The following is a 19,632-nucleotide window of genomic DNA, read 5'->3' on the forward strand; positions in this document are numbered from 1 at the left end:
TTTTATCCTCCTTAATGTACAAAAATTATGACTATTTATATTATAGAATAAATTTTGGAGAATGTATACAAATTTGAGTAAACATTAAAATAATTTAAAAAATATTGTAAAAATCAGTGTTTATTGACTTCACAGTGTCACTTTATGTTATACTTTTATGTATAGATTATATAGATTTAGGAGTGGTACTAGAATGATAAAATGTATCCATACAGGAGATTTACATTTAGGTTCTCAATTTGAGAATGCAAGTTTTGATAGTTTATATGGAAGACAAAGAAGATTAGAATTTTGGGAAACCTTTGAGAGAATAATAGATAGGGCTATAGAAAATAAAGTTGATTTTTTATTTATTGTGGGAGATTTGTATGAAGAAAAATATTTCAATGTTGGAGATATAAAAAGAGTTAGAGATGTTTTAAAGAAAGCAGTTGATACCAACATTATAATTTCAACAGGAAATCATGATCCATTAAGAAAGGATAGTTTATATAATACTATAGATTGGCCAGAAAATGTATATATATTCCATTCCAAAGGGATTTCTTTTGTGGAATTTAAGGAATACAATACTGTTATATGGGGATATAGTTGGGATAAAAAAGAGGAGAACGAGGATATTCTTGAAAGTCTGTCCATAGAAGACAGTGACAAAATAAATATATTGACAATTCATGGGGATGTGTTGAATAAAAATTCCCCCTATTTACCAATGAATAAGGACAAGCTTAAGTCAAAAGGTTTTGATTATATTGCATTAGGTCATATACATAAACCTCAATTTGTAAGTAACAATATAAGTTATTGTGGAAGTCCAGAACCTTTGGATTTTGGAGAAACTGGTGTTCATGGAATAGTTGAAGGTACTATTGAAAAAGAAAATGTGTACATGAGTTTTTTCCCATTTTCAAAGAGGAGTTTTATCATTAAAGAAATAAATATAAGTGAAGCAATGACCTACAATGACATACTGGATAAAATTATGAATATTGACAATGCTTTAATGAGGAAAAACAATTTGTACAGGATTTTCTTAAATGGTATTAGAGAAAGAGATATAAATATAGATATAGATGATTTAAAGGAAGTATTGAAGGATTGTTATTACTATGCTGAAATTATCGATAATACAATACCTGATTATGATTTGGGAAAATTAATGATTCAAAATAAAAATAATATCATTGGAATGTTTATTGAAGAAATGAAAAAAAAAGATTTAGAAAATGAAGTTGTAAAATCTGCTCTTTATGCTGGATTAGAAGTTCTTTTAGATGAAAAGGTGATGAAATGAAAATTGATGAGTTAAATATTATATCTTTCGGAAAGTTTAAAGATAAGAAAATAACTTTAAGTAATGGCCTAAATATTATTTATGGCGAAAATGAAACTGGAAAGACTACTATTCATAAATTTATTGAAGGAATGTTTTTTGGTTTTTTTAAACCCTATTCAAAGAGAAAAATATATACTGATGATTACGAAAAATTTTTTCCCTGGAAATACAATAAATATTGTGGTGTACTAAAGTTTGAATATAAAGGCGAATTGTATAGAATTGAAAGAAATTTTGTGAAAGGTTTTGATGATGTAAAAATATATGATGATAAAACTGGGGAAGATGTAACAAATTTGTTTGAGTATGATCCAGTATTAAGACTGCATTGTCCTAATTCTAGGTTATTAGGGTTTAATAGCATTGTGTATAACAATACCGTAAGTATCAAGCAACTAGGTTCTAAAACTGATGATGGGCTTTCTAAGGAAGTAAAAGACAGCTTAATAAATATTGGAGGTAGCTTGGATGAAGATATTTCAGTAAAAAATGCAGTAGAAAAATTAAATAAAGAAATGGATTTTATAGGTACTGCTAGCCAAAGAAAATCTTCACCTTATGGAAAAACTGTGGAAGAATTAAATGCTTTATTGAATGAGAGGAAAGAGGCTGTAAAGTATATAAAGCAAATAGAAGAAGAAAAAAATTGTTTAAATAAAATGAAACAAGAAATGATGAAACTTGAGAAGTATAGAAAGACGCTTAAAAAACAATTAGAAGCAATAGAAAGAAAGGAAATAAAAGGAAAATATGAAGAGGCTATAAAACTTAGTGATGAAATAGAAAATTTTAAAAGAGAAATAGAAGATTTAAAGGATTGCGAAAACTTAAATTTAATTGATTATACTCAATTGATTACTTTGAAAAAAGAAAAGGATGGTATAGAAAAAAACATTAATGATTGCAATGATGAAATAAAAAAAATAGATAAAAGTATCAAGAATGTATTTGAGAGTATGAAGAAACTTGAAAAGTTTACGAATATAGATAATGATGAATTTGATGATATTGTAGAAGGTTATAAAATGTTGTACAATGTTAAGGATAAATTAGAAGAAATAGACAGAGAAATAAATGAGATAAATAGAGATGATGAGAAAGATAATGAAAATATGGGAGATTTAGTAAATGACGTATATACGTATGAGGAAATAGAGGATAAGCGGAATGCTATTTTGTATAAAACAGAATATACAAATACAATGTTTTTAAAAACACGATTAGATGAGAAATCAAAAGAATTAAAGAAAAAAAATCTTTTGATAATTGTACTATGGTTTCTTATGGCTGGTTCCGTGTTTTTAGGGTTTAAAAACAATTTATTTTTTATTGTAGCTATATCATTTTTAGTTTTTAATATATATATTATTCGCTTAAAGAGTGAAATCAAGAATTACATACAAAAACTAAACGAGCAAATAAAGGATAGTGAAGATAGAGAGGAAGAAAGAAATCAACAATTGAAGTCTTTAGACAAAGATATGGAAGAAATTTTGAATAAGTACAATTGTTCAAATAAAATAGAATTAAAGAAATTGTTAAATATGAATTATGAAAAAAGTATAAAGTACAAAAATATAGATGAATCCTTTGAAAATTTAAATGTTGAGAAGAATAATTTGATTGAAGAAATTGAAAAGCTAAAAGAAAAATTGTCAAAGTATTTGTTTTTGCTTGAAGGTGTAGTTGATTTTACATTAGAAGATGTAAATAAGCTCCAAAAAGAGTATTTTGAATATATAAGACTTAAAAATATGAAGGACAAACTATTAGAAGAAAAAAACTATTTAGATGATAAATTAAATAGTTTCAATAGCAAGATAGACCAGATTTCTAAAGAAATAGAAGAAATATTTGCTAGAAATTCTTTATCTAATGTAGAAGAATTTGAACAGGGGCTAAAAGGTAAAGAAAAATATGAGACATTGAAAAGTAATTTGGAAAATAAGGAATTATTGTTAAACAATATTTTAGGAAGCAGGAATTTAGAATATTTAAAGAGCAAGACTCTAGAAGTTAATGATTGTTTTAATGATGATTTTAATGTTTTAGAAAAAGAAAAATTGGCTTCTGAATTGGGAAAAACAGAAGAAAATATAAATGACATGAGATATAATATTGCAAGGGTAGAAGAAAGGGTAGAAAATTTAGTATTAAATTTTAGACCTTTAGTAGAAATAGAAGAAGACATAGATATAGTAGGGAAAAAGAAAGATGAATATGAAAAAAGGCTAGAATCTTTAAAAATGGCAAGAGATACTATTGAAGGAATATCTAAAAATATACAGAGAGATTTTGCTCCTGTTTTAAATAGGCAAGTGAGTGAGATTATTAAAAATATAACAGATGGAAGATATAGTGAAGCAAAAATAGATGAAAATTTAAATATTTCCATAGTAGAACCAGATACTAATACTATTGTAGATATAGATAAATTGAGTGGCGGTACTATAGATCAACTTTATTTTGCAATTAGATTTGGTATAGCTAATCTTGTCATAGAAGAAGGAATTCCTTTGATACTAGATGATTGTTTTGTTCAGTATGATATAAAAAGATTAGAAAATATTTTAAAGTTTTTAGAAAATGAATCTAAAAATAGACAGATAATAATGTTTACTTGCCATACTAGAGAAAGTGAATTGATAAGTAAACATAATGCCAAATTTAATTATATAAAATTATAAGTTAAAGTATTAGTTGAATGGTTAGGAACTGTAAAAATAGCCGTTTTCAAGTTAAAGTTTAACATTAACTGAGGTGAAAATTATGATATTTGGTATAGGTGATTTACATCTAGATTATTCTCAGGAAAAACCTATGGGTGTATTTGGTGAGAAATGGATAAATCATGAAGAAAAGATATTTAACAATTGGAAATTGAAAGTAAGAGATGAAGACCTAGTTCTTATACCTGGAGATATATCTTGGGCTTTGAAATTAGATGAAGCTTATTATGATTTAAAGCGTGTTGATGAATTGCCAGGCAAAAAAATCATAACTAAGGGAAACCATGATTATTGGTGGGAAAGTAAAAAAAAGATGGATAGTTTAAAACTCAATTCTATATTTTTTATTCAAAATGATAGCTACATATATGAAAATACAGCTATTGTTGGATGTAGGGGCTGGATAGCTAAAGATGGTGAAGGGTTTTCACCCCATGATGAAAAAATGTACAATAGGGAATTGGGGAGACTGGAAAATTCTTTGAATTCAATTAAACAAAATACTGAAAAGAAGATTGTTATGCTTCATTATCCACCATTTAATGAGGATTTTTCACCAAATGAATTTGTATATTTGATGAAGAAAAGTGCAGTTGATATTTGTGTTTATGGGCATTTGCATTCTGAAGGTCACAAATATGTTGTTGAGGGAAATATTGAAGGAATACGATTTATTTGTGTGTCAAGTGATTATATAAATTTTTCACCTAAAGAACTATTATAATATCTGGGAGGTTTGAGAGTATGAAAATTATTGTTAAAAAAGATTATGAGAGTTTAAGTAATACAGCTGCTAATATCATAAAAGAGGAAATTGAGAAAAAAGAAAATTTTTTATTAGGATTAGCAACAGGGAGTACACCTATAGGTACTTATAAGGAACTTATAAGATTTCACAAAGAAGAAGGATTAGATTTTTCTAAAGTAGTTACATTTAATTTAGATGAGTATTTAAATATTCCATATACCAATTCAAATAGCTATCATTATTTTATGGAAGAAAATTTGTTTAAACATATAAATGTTCCTAAAGACAATATTCATATTCCAGATGGAAATGCAGAAGATGTGGGAAAGTTTTGCAGAGAGTATGATAAAAAAATAGAAGATTATGGTGGAATGGATTTACAAATACTGGGCATAGGAGAAAATGGACATATTGCTTTCAATGAGCCTGATGATGAACTTTATTTAGGAACTCATATCGCTGGACTTACTGAATCTACTATAAAGGCAAATTCAAGATTTTTTGATTCTATTGATGAAGTTCCCAAAAAGGCTATAACTATGGGAATTGGAAGTATCATGAAGTCGAAAAAAATACTTCTTTTGGCTAATGGAGAGAAAAAAGCTCCTATGATTGCTGAATTGTTAAAACAAGAGAAAGTTTCTACAAAAATACCAGCTTCTTTTTTATTATTGCATCCTGATGTAGTTGTAATTTTAGATGAAGCAGCTGCTAAGGATTATCTTAAAGAGGTATAAAGGCAGGTGAAATTCTAGTATGGAAAAGGAATTGGAAGTTAAGATACTTAATATTGTCAAAGATGAAATTCAAAAGAAATTATCTAATGTTGGTGCATCTTTAATAAAAAGAGAAGAACAAATAAATTATCTATTAGATTCAAAGGACAATAGCATACAATGTAAAAATAATAGCTATTTGAGATTGAGAGAAACAAAAGATTTAGATACAGATCAAACAAAGTATACTCTTACTCTAAAAGAAAATGTTTCTAAAGATGGAATCAGAGAAAATATAGAAATTAGTAGTGATATAGAAGATAAAAAAGCATTATTGTATATAATGAAAGTATTAGGTTATGATGTGATTCAAAAAGGCTTTAAAGAGAGAATTTCATATATTTATGATGAAATAAGATTTGATATAGATACTTGGGATGAAAGTACTTATCCATATACTTATATGGAAATAGAAGTTAAAAGCCAAGATGATTTGATAAAAGCTATAAAATTGTTAAATATAGATGAAAAGAATATATCAACTAAATCTATAGTGGATTTGAGAAAAGACCTGGGTTTAACTACCTAGGTTTTTTTATGAATAAATAGTAACCAAATGAAACTGCCGGAATAATATGTAGTAAGTATTTTATTAATAAGGAGGAGTGTTTATGTTACAGGATATATTCAAAGGTGGCAATGAGAGCATGCTACTATTATTTTTCTTACTCTTCGTATTTTTCTGGGGTGATTCAGGAAGCATATTTGGTGATTTAGGAAAAATGTTTGGCGGTTCAAGTGATATGTTATTGATAATATTTCTAATATTCTTTTTGTTTTCAGGATTTTAGTACTATATTTAGCTACACAGTAGATTTTCTACTGTGTTTTTCATTTTTAAGAAAAAATAAAAAGTAACCTTTAAAGCATATATTACATAAAATAAAGTAAGTGTAAAAAAGGAGGTTGTTCATTTATGACAGAAGATCTAAATGTTTCAAGTCCACAAAAAAGAGGATTGTTTGACATACTTGGAGGCGGAGATAGCGAAAATTTATTGTTCTTCTTTCTACTATTGGTAGTTTTTTTTAGTAATTGTGGCTATGGAGATAGAGATGATGATTCCTTACTATTCTTTTTCCTCTTGCTGGTAGTTCTATTTTGCTATTGTTAAAAAAATCCCGTTTATAAACGGGATTTTTTTATGCATTTAATAGGCCTTTATATGGAATACTATTAATTAACTGAATTAATTATTTTTAAGAACGAAAGGAGAAAATTCACATGAAAAGAATGTTTATAACTTTTATATTGATATGTTGTAGTATTTTACTTTCATCTTGTGGCTATAAAACACCAAAGAAACTAGATATTGATAAGTTTCAACTAGAAAACAGTATAAATGAAGCAAAAGATGAAAAAGAATTGGAGTCAGATATTAGTGATATAAGTGTAAAAGAAGACAATAGTATGACATCAAAGGCCCAAAATGGTCAAAATATTGATTATCTTTTGAGAAATAAAAAGTATTTACAAAAAAATGAATCACTTGCCAATTTTTCTTTGGGAGCTGGAAATTTAAGCAGAACATTTAAAACGGTAGTTCCAGAAAAGTTTAATGTAGATATAAGATATAATAAATATTTAATGCCTTATGATTATTATATGTTTACAGTTGATACTGTAGATATATACAATAAGCCATCCTATAATGGCAATGTTTTAGGAAAAGCAAAAATGTATGACAAAGTAAAACTATTGAATGAAGTGAATGGTGACAAAATAAAAAACATGAATTCAAATAAGTGGTTTGGAATTAACTGGTATGACAAAAATGGAAATTTGCTTGAGGGATTTGTTCCAAGTGGTACGGGGTCAGTTAGAACTTTTAATTTTGAAAATATGTATACAGCTATAATAGATCTTGAAGGAAAACTGAAAGCTGGTAATTATGGTTATATATCCAATTATAAGGATGAAAATGGTTCTCCTCCCTTAATGAATGGAAAGGCATTAGATGAATATGATATGCAAGCTTACCAAAGCGCACCTGCCTATGCAAATTTAAATGATATGACTAAATTTAGATATTTTCCTGATGGAATGCTGGTTTCTGTATTAGGGGAAGTTAAAGGATATTTCAAAGTTAAAAGTACAGAGTATAGTGGAGAGTATTGGATCCCTAAAAAATATATTTCTTTTGATGATAACTTAGATACATTTGCCAAGGCTATTGTTGTAGATACTACCAATCAGAATCAGGCAGCGTTTGAAAAAAGAGGAGATAAGTGGACGCTTATATCATATGCATTGGCTACTACTGGAGTTAAAGACAAGATTAGATATGAGACACCTCTAGGAAAGTTTAAAGTTATGGAAAAAAAGGAGCGATTTTATTATTTAGATGAGAACCTAAAGGAGATCAGTGGATATGCTCCTTATGGTATCAGATTTTCTCAAGGAGCATATATACATGGAATACCTGTAGAATTCGTAGTTAAAAATGGTAAGAAAACAGACCCGGGAATTAAAGAATATCTATTTACTATAGGTACTGTTCCTAGATCACATAAATGTGTTAGAAACTACACAAGTCATGCTCAATTTCTATTTAATTGGGCAGATCCTAATGATACAGCAGTTATAGTTATTAAATAAAGAACTAAAAAACTTTACATTTTTGTAAAGTTTTTTTTTAGAAAAAAACAATAAATAGTATAGCACATTTAAAAATATATGATATAATATATATATAATTATTGCGTAGGAGGTATACTTTATGAGCGAATATAAGTATATAAGATGGTTTAATGAAATAGACAAAAACGATATACCTGTTGTGGGAGGAAAAGGAGCAAACTTAGGCGAAATGACGCAAAAAGGAGTTAATGTACCACCTGGATTTTGTGTGACAGCTGGTGCTTATAGAGATTTCATCAAGTTATCTAATTTGCAAGACAAGATAAAAGAAAAGATTGCAAGTTTTGATGTAGAAAATTCTGATGAATTACAAATTAAATCTAAAGAGATAAGAGATTTAATCAACGAATGTCAAATACCAGAAGTTATAGCAAATGAAATAATAGAAGCATATAATGAATTTAGTAAAAATGTTGAATTGGAAAATCCATTTGTAGCGATTAGAAGTTCAGCAACAGCTGAAGACTTGCCAGAAGCTTCTTTTGCTGGACAACAAGATACTTATCTTCATATAAATAGTATAAAAGAAGTCCTAAATTTCACAAGAAAATGTTGGGCATCTCTTTGGACAGGAAGAGCTATTTATTATAGACAGGAACAGGGATTTGATCATTTTGAAGTTTCACTTAGTGTGGTAGTACAAAAAATGGTCAATAGTGAAAAGTCTGGGGTTATGTTTACAGCAAATCCTGTAAACAACAACAGAAATGAAATGATGATAAATGCAAGCTGGGGATTAGGAGAGGCAATAGTATCAGGAACAGTTTCTCCAGATGAATATATATTTGATAAAGAATCAAGAAATATTTCAGAAAAACATATTGCAGAAAAAATCACTATGATAGTTAAAAAAGAAGATGGAGTCGGGACAGTAGAAGTAAATGTAGGAGATTATTTAGGATTTGATAAAATAAACAAACAATGTTTGACTGATGAAGAAATATATAAATTGGCAGATTACGGAATGAAAATAGAAAATATTTATGGGAAACATCAAGATATTGAATGGGCTTTTGATGAAGATACACACGAACTTTATATTTTGCAGGCAAGGCCTATTACTACACTGAAAGAGAAGGAGGAAGTAAAAGCCATGAATGAAAAAACTGAGTTGAATGTATTGGTTAGAGGATTACCTGCTTCTCCAGGTATAGCTAGTGGAAAAGTAAAGAATATACTTGATATAAGTGAGATTGCAAGAGTAGAAGATGGGGATATTTTAGTTACAGTTATGACAAATCCAGATATGGTTCCAGCCATGAGAAGAGCAAGCGCAGTTGTCACTGATGAAGGTGGCAGAACTTGTCACGCAGCTATTGTTTCAAGAGAACTTGGCATACCTTGTATAGTGGGAGCTAAAACTGCAAGTGAAACTCTAAAAGAAGGCATGGAAGTTACTGTAGATGCTACAAGAGGAGTAGTTTATGAAGGAAAAGTATTGCAGGAAGAAAAGAGTAAAGAAAAAGGTGAAGTTACTGTTTCGGGTGCAGCTATAAGTGAAGATTTTATACATCGATTAGCCCCAATTACTGCAACAAAGATATACATGAATCTTGGAGAACCATCCATAATAGGAAGATATAAAAACTTGCCTTTTGATGGAATAGGTCTTATGAGAACTGAATTTATATTTACTAATATGATTGGAGCACATCCAATGTATTTAGTGAAAACTGGTCAAGGACAGTTGATGATAGATAAAATGGCAGAAGGAATCATGACTGTAGCACAAGAAATATATCCAAAACCTATAGTTGTAAGGCTTAGTGATTTTAGAACTAATGAATTTAGAGGATTAAAGGGTGGGGATGAAGTAGAACCAATTGAAAACAATCCTATGATTGGATGGAGAGGTGTATCTAGATATATTTCACCTGATTATGAAGAAGGATTTAGACTTGAATGTAGAGCTCTTAAAAAAGTAAGAGAAGAATATGGTCTTACAAATGTATGGGCAATGCTTCCTTTTGTAAGAACTACATGGGAACTTGTGAGAGTTAAAAATATCATGGAAGAAGAAGGATTGGTTCAAAACAATAGTTTTAAATTATGGATAATGGCAGAAGTACCATCAGTAGTATTTGAAGCTGAAGAATTTGCACAACTTGTTGATGGATTCAGTATTGGTTCAAATGATTTAACTCAACTAATTATGGGAGCTGATAGAGATTCAGGTATTCTAAACAATATGGGATATTTTGATGAGAGAAATGAGGCAGTTAAAAGAGCAATTTCAATACTTATAAAGGCAGCTCATAAATATGGAAAGACTATTTCAATTTGTGGTCAAGGACCATCTCAATATCCTGAATTTGCAGAATTCCTTGTTCAAGAAGGAATAGATAGTATGAGCGTAAATCCAGATACAGTAGCATATACGAGAAGATTAGTTGCTACTGTAGAGCAGAGAATTATACTCAACAAAATAAGAGGATTATAATAATATAAATAATTATTATATGATAAACATATCATAGACCCCTAACAAACAGACCCTTCGCATGATGCGAAGGGTCTGTTTTTGCGTATGAATTTGGAATATGTATGAAATAAGCAAAAAGTAAAATAATAAAGGTATAATAAGAAAATATTGGAGGTTTTAGCATGAGAAAAACAAAAACTATGGATGGAAATGAAGCAGCAGCTTATATTTCCTATGCTTTTACAGAAGTTGCAGCTATATATCCTATAACACCATCGTCTCCTATGGCGGAATTGGTGGATTTGTGGTCAAGTCAAGGGCAAAAAAATTTGTTTGGACAAAAGGTAAAGGTAGTAGAGATGCAATCAGAAGCTGGAGCAGCAGGAACACTTCATGGTTCTCTTCAAGGAGGAGCATTGACTACTACTTATACTGCATCTCAAGGACTTTTGCTTATGATACCCAATATGTATAAAATTGCAGGGGAACTTTTGCCAGGAGTATTTCATGTGAGTGCAAGAGCTATTGCCACTCATGCCCTTTCTATTTTTGGAGATCATCAAGATGTTATGGCTACAAGACAAACTGGTTTTGCACTTCTCTCGTCAAGTAGTGTTCAAGAAGTTATGGATTTAGCTGGAGTAGCCCATCTAAGTGCTATAAAAGGCAGAGTACCTTTTTTACATTTCTTTGATGGGTTTAGAACAAGTCATGAAATTCAAAAAGTAGAAATCATAGAATATAAGGAACTTGAAAAACTTATAGACTATGAGGTGGTAGAAGATTTTAGAAATAGATCTTTAAATCCAGAAAGGCCTGTTGTTAGAGGGACTGCTCAAAATCCAGATATATATTTTCAAGGCAGAGAAGTTTCAAATTCATATTATGAAAAGATACCAGAAATTGTTGAAGAGTATATGAATCAGATAAATGGGATAACTGGAAGAGACTATAAACTTTTTAACTACTATGGTCATCCTGAAGCTGAAAGAATAATAGTCGCCATGGGCTCTGTATGTGAGACTATAGAGGAAACCATAGACTATTTGATGAATAAAGGTGAGAAAGTAGGATTAGTAAAAGTTCATCTTTATAGACCATTTTCTATAGAACATTTTTTCGAAGTATTGCCTAAAACAGTTAAAAAAATTGCTGTATTAGACAGGACAAAAGAACCTGGTTCTATTGGGGAGCCACTTTATTTAGATGTAAAAAGTTCTTTTTATGAATCTGAAATGAGTCCTATAATTGTAGGAGGAAGATATGGATTGGGGTCAAAAGATACAATTCCTGCACATATCATATCTGTATATGAAAATTTGAAAATGGATAAACCAAAAGATGGATTTACTATAGGAATAGATGATGATGTATCAAATACTTCTCTTGAAGTAAAAGAATTTGTAGATACATCCAAAGAAGGCACTATAAGATGTAAATTCTGGGGACTTGGTTCTGATGGAACTGTAGGAGCAAATAAAATGGCTATAAAAATAATAGGAGATAATACTTCTTTATATGCTCAAGGATATTTTTCATATGATAGCAAGAAATCTGGAGGGACCACTGTATCTCATTTGAGATTTGGGAAAAATCCCATAAAATCTACTTATTTAGTTTATGAATCAGATTTTGTTTCTTGTCACAACAAGACTTATATATATCACTATGATTTATTAAAAGGATTAAAAAAAGGGGGAACCTTTGTTTTAAATTGTCCTTGGAATGCTGAAGAATTAGACCAAAAACTTCCCAATTATATAAAAAGGTATATAAAAGAAAATGATATCAACTTTTATATAATAGATGCAGAAGATATAGCTCAGGAAATTGGATTAGGCTCAAGAATTAATATGATCATGCAAGCTGCCTTTTTTAAATTGGCCAATGTGATTCCAGTAGAAGATGCGGTTAAATATTTAAGAGAATTTGTCCAAAAGACTTATGGGAAAAAAGGAAATATTGTAGTAGAAATGAACAATCAGGCTGTTGATAGAGGAATAAAGGAACTGACTAAAGTTGATATTGACAAATATTTAAATTTTTCAGAAGAAAGTGAAGTAAGAGATGAAAGAAAAGAAGAACCAAAATTTGTGAAAGATATACAAAGACCTATGGCTAAAATGGAAGGGGATAATCTTCCTGTCAGCGCCTTTAAAGAAATGGAAGATGGAACTTTTCCATTGGGTACTACTGCATATGAAAAAAGGGGTATAGCAGTTCTCATACCTCAATGGCAGACTGATAAGTGCATTCAGTGTAATCAATGTAGTTTTATCTGTCCCCACGCAGTGATAAGACCATTTTTATTAAATGAAGAAGAAAAAAGAAATGCCCCTGATACCTTTGAAACTAAAAGTGCAGTAGGGAAAGGATTAGAAGGATTAGAATACAGGATACAGATAAGTTCCCTTGATTGTACGGGTTGTGGGAATTGTGCCGATATATGTCCAGCACCTGGAAAGGCTTTGGTTATGGTGAAGGCAGAAAAAGAAATAGAAAGGCAAAATGATAATTGGGAGTATGCAGTTAATAATATAAAATATAAAGATAATTTAATGAATAAAACAATATTAAAGGGAAGTCAATTTGCAAAACCTCTATTAGAATTTCATGGAGCTTGTGCTGGCTGTGGAGAAACAGCTTATTTAAAACTTGTTACTCAATTGTATGGAGATAGAATGATGATAGCTAATGCTACAGGTTGTTCTTCTATTTGGGGAGCTAGTGCACCATCTATACCTTATACTGTGAATTGGGAGGGAAAAGGACCTAGTTGGGCAAATTCTCTATTTGAAGATAATGCAGAATTTGGTCTTGGAATGTATGTAGCTGTAAAACAGATTAGAGAAAAATTGAAAGATCTAATGGAAGAGGCCATTAGTGAAAATATAGATGCTGATTTAAATCTTCTTTTTAAGGCATGGATAGAAAACATGGAGGATGGAGAAAAATCAAAAGAAATATCTAGGGAACTGGTAGATAAAATAGAAAATTCACCTCAAAAGAATCACAAAATCATAAAGGAAGTTTTAAGCAAAAAGGACTTTCTAATCAAAAAATCTCAATGGATAGTAGGAGGAGATGGTTGGGCTTATGATATAGGTTATGGAGGATTAGATCATGTATTGGCATTAGGTGAAGATGTAAATATATTGGTATTTGATACGGAGGTATATTCAAATACTGGAGGGCAAGCTTCTAAATCGACTCCAACAGCTGCAGCGGCTAAATTTGCAGCAGCAGGTAAGAGGACTAAAAAGAAAGATTTAGGCAGAATGGCAATGAACTATGGATATGTTTATGTTGCTCAAGTATCTATGGGAGCAAATATGAATCAGACCTTGAAGGCTATAGTGGAGGCAGAAAGCTACAGGGGACCGTCCTTGATAATTTGCTATGCACCTTGTGTAAATCATGGTATAAAAGCAGGAATGGGTAGAACTGTAAATGAAGAAAAAAAGGCTGTTGATTCAGGTTATTGGCATCTTTATAGATATGATCCAAGGCTAGTACCAGAAGGAAAAAGCCCATTTATATTAGATTCAAAAGAGCCTAAGGAATCTTTTAAAGATTTCATAATGGGTGAAGTAAGATATTCTCAAATTGAAAATACTTTCCCCCAATTTGCAGAAAGGCTTTATGAAAAAGCAGAATTAGATGCAAAGGAAAGGTATGAAGTTTATAAAAAATTTGATGAGAACAAGTAGCATATAGAAGTGCTATTGACTTAAATCATGTTTATCTATATACTTAGATTGAAATAAAATTGAATATGTAGATGAAGGTACAGAGAATTGTTTCTCTGTTTAAAAGGGAAACAGGTGGAAATCCTGTACGGTCCCGCCGCTGTAATGGCGAAGAATTTAAAATACATGCCACTGAGATAATCGGGAAGGCTTTAAATTCTAATGAACCAAAGTCAGAAGACCTGCCTTTATTTATGCACCAAAAACTCTACGGTCGATAGGGGGTGTTTAGAGTTGTGCCATAAAATTTTATGTATTCATGTCTCCTAAACCCATTGAGTTCAGGAGACTTTTATATTATTGGAGGTGGAAAAATGTCAAAAAAAATAAAAGATTACGTTATTATAACTATTGGAATGTTTATGGTAGCAGCAGGATTATATTTTTTTCTCATGCCAGGAAATTTAGCTATAGGTGGTGCTAATGGATTGGCAATTGTTCTAAATCATGTATTTCCATTTTTATCAATAGGGGTTTTCATGATTATTATAAATATAGTATTATTCATAGTTGCTTTCTTGGTTATTGGGACGAGCTTTGGTGTCAAAACTATTTATGCAAGTTTAGGTACTTCTTTTTTAGTATTATTGTTTGAAAAAATAATACCTATACATGCTCCTTTAGTAGAAGATATTATACTTCAACTTTCTTTTGGAATATTTATATCTGCTATTGGTATGGGAATAGTATTCAATCGAAATGCTTCTACTGGAGGTACGGATATTATAGCAAAAATATTGAATAAGTTTTGGGGAATAGATTTAGGAAAAGCAGTATTGCTTTCCGATTTTGCTATAACTATAGGAGCAGGTTTTGCGTTTGGACCTGAATTGGGAATGTATTCTTTACTTGGAGTTATAGTAAATGGTCTTGTGATAGACTCAACTATTGAAGGAATAAACTTATCTAAACAAGTAAGCATAGTCAGTAAGCGTAGTGAAGATATAAAAAAATATATAATTAAAGATTTGGAAAGAGGAGCAACATTATATCATGCTGAAGGAGCATACACAGGAGATAAAAAACAAGTCCTCGTAACTGTTGTTGACAGAAAAGACTTTATTAGACTGAAAAATTATATAAATGATGTAGATAAAAATGCTTTTATAACTGTAAGCAATGTATATGAAGTACTAGGTGATGGCTTTAAAAATATTGGAGATTAAAAAAGATATAGATGTAAATTTCAATGAAAAATAGGAGTGGAAATTTCTCACCCCTATTTTTCATTCTCATCTACCCACTCTTTAGCCCTTAGAACTCCTTCTAAGGTTGGAATTGGCACTTTAGATTGAGGTTTTAGTCCCTTTATGTCATAATATGCAGCAGTTTTTTGATTTTCTATAGGGATAGACATATTTCTTTCTTTAAAATTGTTTATTCTTATGCTTTTTTTCACACTATCCCTCCTCATACATAGTATTTGCAAGCAATGAAAAAATAATACTTAATTTTTTAAAATGCAGGAATAACTCCACCATCATACTTTTTTTCAATAAATTTTTTAACTTGTTTGCTTTGAAGAACTTTTAATAGTTTCTGAAACTTTTCTTTATTTTCTTCTCCACTTCTCACAGCTATAATATTTGCATAAGGAGAGTCTTTATCTTCTAAAATCAAGGCATCTTTTGTAGGAATAAGTCCAGCTTCTATTGCAAAATTTCCATTTATAACTGCTCCATCGACATCTTTTAGTATTCTTGGAAGGCCAGCTGCTTCTAGAGGCTGAAAAGATAAGTTTTTGGGATTCTCTACTATATCTTTTTCAGTAGCTGAAAGTCCAGATCCATCTTTCAATTTTATAAGTCCATGCTTTTCAAGAAGAATAAGTGCCCTTCCGCCATTTGTAGGATCATTTGGTATGGCTATGGTACTATTATCTTTTAGTTTCTCTATGGAACTATATTTAGATGAATACAGTCCCAATGGTTCCACATGGATTTTTCCAAGGGATACAATATCAATATTTTGTTCGCTAGCAAATTCATTCATATATGGTTCATGTTGAAAGAAGTTGGCATCAATTTCACCTTCTGCAAGAGATAGATTCGGCTTTACATAATCAGTGAATTCAATTATTTCTAAATTTATTCCCTCTTTTTTCAAGTCATCTTTGATATAGCTTATAATTTCCCCATGAGGTACAGGTGATACACCTATCTTAATGGTATTTTCACTGGACCCTTTTTTTTCACAAGCTGTAAAAATAGAAGTACATAAAATCAAAAGTAATAGTGACAATAAAATATTTTTTTTCACAAGAATTCCCCCTTATTTTCTATTTATAGAAACAGTTATTTTATTTCCAATCAGCTGTATTCCTTGTACTAAAACAATGATTATAGTTACAGAAACTATCATGATATCAGTTTGAAATCTATATAATCCATATCTTATAGCCAAATCTCCCAGTCCACCGCCTCCAATAGCTCCTGCCATGGCAGAATAACCAATCAAATTGATGATAGTCAAAGTGATTCCCATAACTAAAGAAGGCATAGATTCAGGTATAAGTACTTTAAAAACTATTTGTGGAACAGTAGCACCCATTGAAAGACTAGCTTCAACAACTCCACTATCTACTTCTTTTAGAGCACTTTCAATTATTCTAGCCACAAAAGGTGCTGCTGCAATAGATAATGGTACAATAGTTGCTTTAGTTCCAATGGTACTTCCAACAATCAATCTGGATAGTGGAAATAAAAGTATCATCAAAATGATAAAAGGAAAAGATCTTAAAACATTGATTATTCCATTTAGTGTTTGATTGAGCATTGACTTTTCCCATATGCCACCTTTTTCAGTTATGACTAACAATATCCCCAATGGAAGACCTATAAGCAATGAAAACATTGTAGAGAAAAAGACCATATAAAGTGTTTCTAATAATGCTGGAACTATCAATTCTGACAATTAAATCACCTCCAATCGAATATTTTCTTTAGTTAACCATTGAATAGCTCTATTTATTTCTTCATCTTTTCCCAATATTTCAATTGTTAGATTTCCTATACTGGTGGTCATGAGCTCATTTATATTTCCTGAAAGAATATTTACATCTATATCGAAATTTTTTATCATATTGGAGACTATGGGTTTCTTTGAAATTTCCCCTAGGAAACTAAGTTTTACAAGTTTACTTCCTGGCTTTTTTTCGTATTTTATTTCTTCTTCTATATTTGTTTTTAAATTAGATACGAATTCAGAGGCAGTTTTTGTCTTTGGATTTGCAAATACTTTACCTACAGTATCTAATTCAATGATTTCTCCGTCTTCAATGATTGCAACTCTATCACATATATCTTTTATGACTTCCATTTGATGAGTTATAAGTACAATGGTTAAGCCAAATTCTTTGCGAATTTTATTTAATAGTTGAAGGATGGATTTAGTAGTCTTTGGATCTAGTGCAGATGTACCTTCATCACTTAATAGCAATTTTGGGTTGTTTGCCAGTGCTCTTGCAATAGCAACCCTCTGTTTTTGACCTCCACTCAAATGAGAAGGATAAGAAAGTTTTTTGTCTTCAAGATCTACATATTTTAAAAGAGTTTCTACTCTTTCGTTTATTTCTTTTTTGTTTTTACCTTCAAGTTCCAGAGGAAAGGCAATATTCTCATAAACATTTTTAGATGATAAGAGATTGAAATGTTGAAATATCATTCCTATTTCACTTCTAATGTTTCTTAAATCTTTTTTATTTAGATTGGTTATTTCAATATCATCAATAGAGATTTTTCCTTCAGTGGGTTCTTCAAGTCTATTTAGACATCTTATGAGAGTAGACTTGCCTGCTCCACTCAATCCAATTATGCCGAAGATTTCCCCACTATTGATTTCGAGATTGATATTTTTTAGTGCATATACTTCGTCATTGTTGTTTTTGTATACTTTTGATAAATTTTTTACACGTATCAACATAGTTCACCCCTTTAAATAATTAACTTATTAAATCACACCATATACAAAAAACCTCTTTCAAGAGGCCTTTCAAATAAAAAAACCTCTTCAAGAAGAAAGAGGCTATATAAATCCTCTCTCATCTCTCGGTATAAATACCGCAGGAATTAGCACCTTGTACAGTTGTACAGGCTGCTGGGTTTCATCGGGCCAGTCCCTCCACCACTCTAGATAAGAGTTTCCTATTAAATTCTTACAAACTTTATGTTCCATTGTATTACATGAAAAATGTTTTGTCAATGCTTTTTTATTTATATCTAGATTCTAACAAATTATATATTTCTTCTGGAGTCCTGCCTTTAGCTTCTAAAATAGGAACTGGAGGATTGTCATAAGAGGCATCAGTAGTGCTTAAAACATCTAATCCAGATACAATTATGGCTTTATAATCTGGAGATTTTATATTGTTTATATTCTCGTTTTTATATAATGTGTAAACATCATATCCGCTGTCTTTCAAAAAATCTATATAAGGAGTCAGTGTATTTTCAACTACAACCTTTTTTTCATTCATTTCATCACCTCCATTCATTTTTATTATTTCCACTTTTCAATCTATTATTTATTTCCTTTTTTCCATGAATAAATGTCAATTCAAAAAGACAAAATATAAAAGAGTTGAAAAATAAAAATTATAAGAAAGGAGCTTTGATATGACACTTAAAAATACTGTGAACTTAGGAAATATAAATCAATCAGAACTGCAATCTTTAAGAGAAATAATTGGTTGTCACCAAACTATGGCTACAAAACTTGATTTTTATTCTAATCAATGCCAAGATCAACAAATTAAACAGTTATTTAAACAGTCAAGTCAGGCTGCTGAAACCACTGCTACAAATTTAACAAATTCATTATAATTTAGGAGGAGGGAATGTTATGCAAGAAAAAGATATGGTAAGTGATGTTTTAGCTGGTACCAAAGCTAGTATAGATAGCTATACAAAGGCTATAACTGAATGTGCCAATCAACAATTAAGAGGCACATTGCAGCAACTCCGAAATGAAGCGGAACAATTCCAATATCAATTATTTCAAATAGCAGAACAAAAAGGATATTATACTCCTGCACCAACAGCTGATCAAAAAACAATTCAACAAGTTAAAAATGGACTTACAGGTGGTACAACACCAACAATGAGATAGATGGTTTAAACGGACACTCAATATTGGGTGCCCGTTTAAAAAAATATTGACAAATACATAAATTTATGATAGATTTATAAAAAATAGTAGTACCTTTAAACTGATCCTGTGAGGTCAGAAAGGAAA

Annotated in this window: 18 protein-coding genes and 2 riboswitches; of the genes, 13 read left to right on the top strand and 5 right to left on the bottom strand. The window is 30.3% G+C overall.

Annotation, left to right across the window (positions count from 1 at the left end; translation table 11 throughout):
• Positions 1-193 precede the first annotated feature (193 nt).
• The 11 genes from BUA21_RS06590 to BUA21_RS06640 all read left to right on the top strand — a co-directional run bounded on the left by BUA21_RS06590 (position 194) and on the right by BUA21_RS06640 (position 15,566).
• Positions 194-1,294, top strand: a complete 1,101-nt coding sequence (locus BUA21_RS06590) for a metallophosphoesterase family protein (RefSeq protein WP_072744012.1) — start codon at positions 194-196, stop codon at positions 1,292-1,294.
• A complete protein-coding gene (locus tag BUA21_RS06595) occupies positions 1,291-4,023 on the top strand; it encodes an ATP-binding protein (protein WP_072744013.1) in 2,733 nt (910 codons plus the stop codon). The genes BUA21_RS06590 and BUA21_RS06595 overlap by 4 nt, the downstream gene beginning before the upstream one ends.
• An 82-nt stretch (positions 4,024-4,105) precedes the next feature.
• Positions 4,106-4,789 carry a metallophosphoesterase gene (locus BUA21_RS06600; protein ID WP_072744014.1) on the top strand — a complete coding sequence of 228 codons (684 nt, stop codon included), beginning with the start codon at positions 4,106-4,108 and terminating at the stop codon, positions 4,787-4,789.
• A gap of 20 nt (positions 4,790-4,809) precedes the next feature.
• A complete protein-coding gene (gene nagB, locus BUA21_RS06605; RefSeq protein ID WP_072744015.1) occupies positions 4,810-5,550 on the top strand; it encodes a glucosamine-6-phosphate deaminase in 741 nt (246 codons plus the stop codon).
• Positions 5,551-5,569: 19 nt separating this feature from the next.
• Positions 5,570-6,118, top strand: coding sequence for a class IV adenylate cyclase (locus BUA21_RS06610; protein ID WP_072744016.1), 549 nt, complete (start codon positions 5,570-5,572; stop codon positions 6,116-6,118).
• An 82-nt stretch (positions 6,119-6,200) separates the two neighbouring features.
• A complete protein-coding gene (locus BUA21_RS06615) occupies positions 6,201-6,380 on the top strand; it encodes a hypothetical protein (protein WP_072744017.1) in 180 nt (59 codons plus the stop codon).
• Between the two features lie 125 nt (positions 6,381-6,505).
• Positions 6,506-6,703 (top strand): hypothetical protein, encoded by a 198-nt coding sequence (locus tag BUA21_RS06620; RefSeq protein ID WP_072744018.1) that lies wholly within the window; start codon positions 6,506-6,508, stop codon positions 6,701-6,703.
• Between the two features lie 110 nt (positions 6,704-6,813).
• Complete coding sequence (locus BUA21_RS06625) at positions 6,814-8,187, top strand: L,D-transpeptidase (RefSeq protein ID WP_072744019.1); 1,374 nt, start codon at positions 6,814-6,816, stop codon at positions 8,185-8,187.
• Between the two features lie 121 nt (positions 8,188-8,308).
• Positions 8,309-10,669, top strand: coding sequence for a phosphoenolpyruvate synthase (ppsA, locus tag BUA21_RS06630; protein ID WP_072744020.1), 2,361 nt, complete (start codon positions 8,309-8,311; stop codon positions 10,667-10,669).
• 164 nt (positions 10,670-10,833) lie between these two features.
• A complete protein-coding gene (gene nifJ, locus BUA21_RS06635) occupies positions 10,834-14,361 on the top strand; it encodes a pyruvate:ferredoxin (flavodoxin) oxidoreductase (RefSeq protein ID WP_072744021.1) in 3,528 nt (1,175 codons plus the stop codon).
• Positions 14,362-14,419: 58 nt separating this feature from the next.
• A riboswitch (cobalamin riboswitch) is annotated at positions 14,420-14,604 on the top strand.
• 110 nt (positions 14,605-14,714) lie between these two features.
• The gene (locus BUA21_RS06640; protein ID WP_072744119.1) at positions 14,715-15,566 is read left to right on the top strand and encodes a YitT family protein; all 852 of its coding nucleotides are present in this window, start codon (positions 14,715-14,717) and stop codon (positions 15,564-15,566) included.
• Positions 15,567-15,619: 53 nt separating this feature from the next.
• On the opposite strand, the gene BUA21_RS06645 is transcribed toward BUA21_RS06640, so the two are convergent.
• From BUA21_RS06645 to BUA21_RS06665, 5 genes are all read right to left on the bottom strand, one after another.
• Positions 15,620-15,799: a CDIF630_02480 family spore surface protein gene (locus BUA21_RS06645; RefSeq protein ID WP_233242594.1), complete on the bottom strand. Its 180-nt coding sequence runs from the start codon at positions 15,797-15,799 to the stop codon at positions 15,620-15,622.
• A 56-nt stretch (positions 15,800-15,855) separates the two neighbouring features.
• Positions 15,856-16,659 carry a MetQ/NlpA family ABC transporter substrate-binding protein gene (locus BUA21_RS06650; RefSeq protein ID WP_084604187.1) on the bottom strand — a complete coding sequence of 268 codons (804 nt, stop codon included), beginning with the start codon at positions 16,657-16,659 and terminating at the stop codon, positions 15,856-15,858.
• Positions 16,660-16,671: 12 nt separating this feature from the next.
• Positions 16,672-17,313: a methionine ABC transporter permease gene (locus BUA21_RS14910; protein ID WP_072744024.1), complete on the bottom strand. Its 642-nt coding sequence runs from the start codon at positions 17,311-17,313 to the stop codon at positions 16,672-16,674.
• Positions 17,314-18,318: a methionine ABC transporter ATP-binding protein gene (locus BUA21_RS14915; RefSeq protein ID WP_072744120.1), complete on the bottom strand. Its 1,005-nt coding sequence runs from the start codon at positions 18,316-18,318 to the stop codon at positions 17,314-17,316.
• Positions 18,319-18,436: 118 nt separating this feature from the next.
• Positions 18,437-18,538: riboswitch (SAM riboswitch) on the bottom strand.
• 69 nt (positions 18,539-18,607) lie between these two features.
• Positions 18,608-18,874 carry a YkuS family protein gene (locus BUA21_RS06665; RefSeq protein ID WP_072744025.1) on the bottom strand — a complete coding sequence of 89 codons (267 nt, stop codon included), beginning with the start codon at positions 18,872-18,874 and terminating at the stop codon, positions 18,608-18,610.
• A 139-nt stretch (positions 18,875-19,013) separates the two neighbouring features.
• On the opposite strand from BUA21_RS06665, the gene BUA21_RS06670 reads away from it, so the two are divergent.
• Together BUA21_RS06670 and BUA21_RS06675 are read left to right on the top strand one after the other, a co-directional pair.
• Entirely contained in the window at positions 19,014-19,220 is a 207-nt protein-coding gene (locus BUA21_RS06670) for a hypothetical protein (protein ID WP_072744026.1), read from the top strand.
• A gap of 19 nt (positions 19,221-19,239) precedes the next feature.
• On the top strand, positions 19,240-19,506 hold the full coding sequence (locus BUA21_RS06675; protein ID WP_072744027.1) for a spore coat protein: 267 nt from the start codon (positions 19,240-19,242) through the stop codon (positions 19,504-19,506).
• Positions 19,507-19,632: the final 126 nt, after the last annotated feature.

It is taken from the genome of Sporanaerobacter acetigenes DSM 13106 (genome assembly GCF_900130025.1).
Classification (GTDB): domain Bacteria; phylum Bacillota; class Clostridia; order Tissierellales; family Sporanaerobacteraceae; genus Sporanaerobacter; species Sporanaerobacter acetigenes.

Coding starts and splice junctions, on each gene's coding strand:
- BUA21_RS06590 (WP_072744012.1), top strand. CDS start 194: ATGATAAAATGTATCCATACAGGAGATTTACATTTAGGTTCTCAATTT.
- BUA21_RS06595 (WP_072744013.1), top strand. CDS start 1,291: ATGAAAATTGATGAGTTAAATATTATATCTTTCGGAAAGTTTAAAGAT.
- BUA21_RS06600 (WP_072744014.1), top strand. CDS start 4,106: ATGATATTTGGTATAGGTGATTTACATCTAGATTATTCTCAGGAAAAA.
- nagB (WP_072744015.1), top strand. CDS start 4,810: ATGAAAATTATTGTTAAAAAAGATTATGAGAGTTTAAGTAATACAGCT.
- BUA21_RS06610 (WP_072744016.1), top strand. CDS start 5,570: ATGGAAAAGGAATTGGAAGTTAAGATACTTAATATTGTCAAAGATGAA.
- BUA21_RS06615 (WP_072744017.1), top strand. CDS start 6,201: ATGTTACAGGATATATTCAAAGGTGGCAATGAGAGCATGCTACTATTA.
- BUA21_RS06620 (WP_072744018.1), top strand. CDS start 6,506: ATGACAGAAGATCTAAATGTTTCAAGTCCACAAAAAAGAGGATTGTTT.
- BUA21_RS06625 (WP_072744019.1), top strand. CDS start 6,814: ATGAAAAGAATGTTTATAACTTTTATATTGATATGTTGTAGTATTTTA.
- ppsA (WP_072744020.1), top strand. CDS start 8,309: ATGAGCGAATATAAGTATATAAGATGGTTTAATGAAATAGACAAAAAC.
- nifJ (WP_072744021.1), top strand. CDS start 10,834: ATGAGAAAAACAAAAACTATGGATGGAAATGAAGCAGCAGCTTATATT.
- BUA21_RS06640 (WP_072744119.1), top strand. CDS start 14,715: ATGTCAAAAAAAATAAAAGATTACGTTATTATAACTATTGGAATGTTT.
- BUA21_RS06665 (WP_072744025.1), bottom strand. CDS start 18,874: ATGAATGAAAAAAAGGTTGTAGTTGAAAATACACTGACTCCTTATATA.
- BUA21_RS06670 (WP_072744026.1), top strand. CDS start 19,014: ATGACACTTAAAAATACTGTGAACTTAGGAAATATAAATCAATCAGAA.
- BUA21_RS06675 (WP_072744027.1), top strand. CDS start 19,240: ATGCAAGAAAAAGATATGGTAAGTGATGTTTTAGCTGGTACCAAAGCT.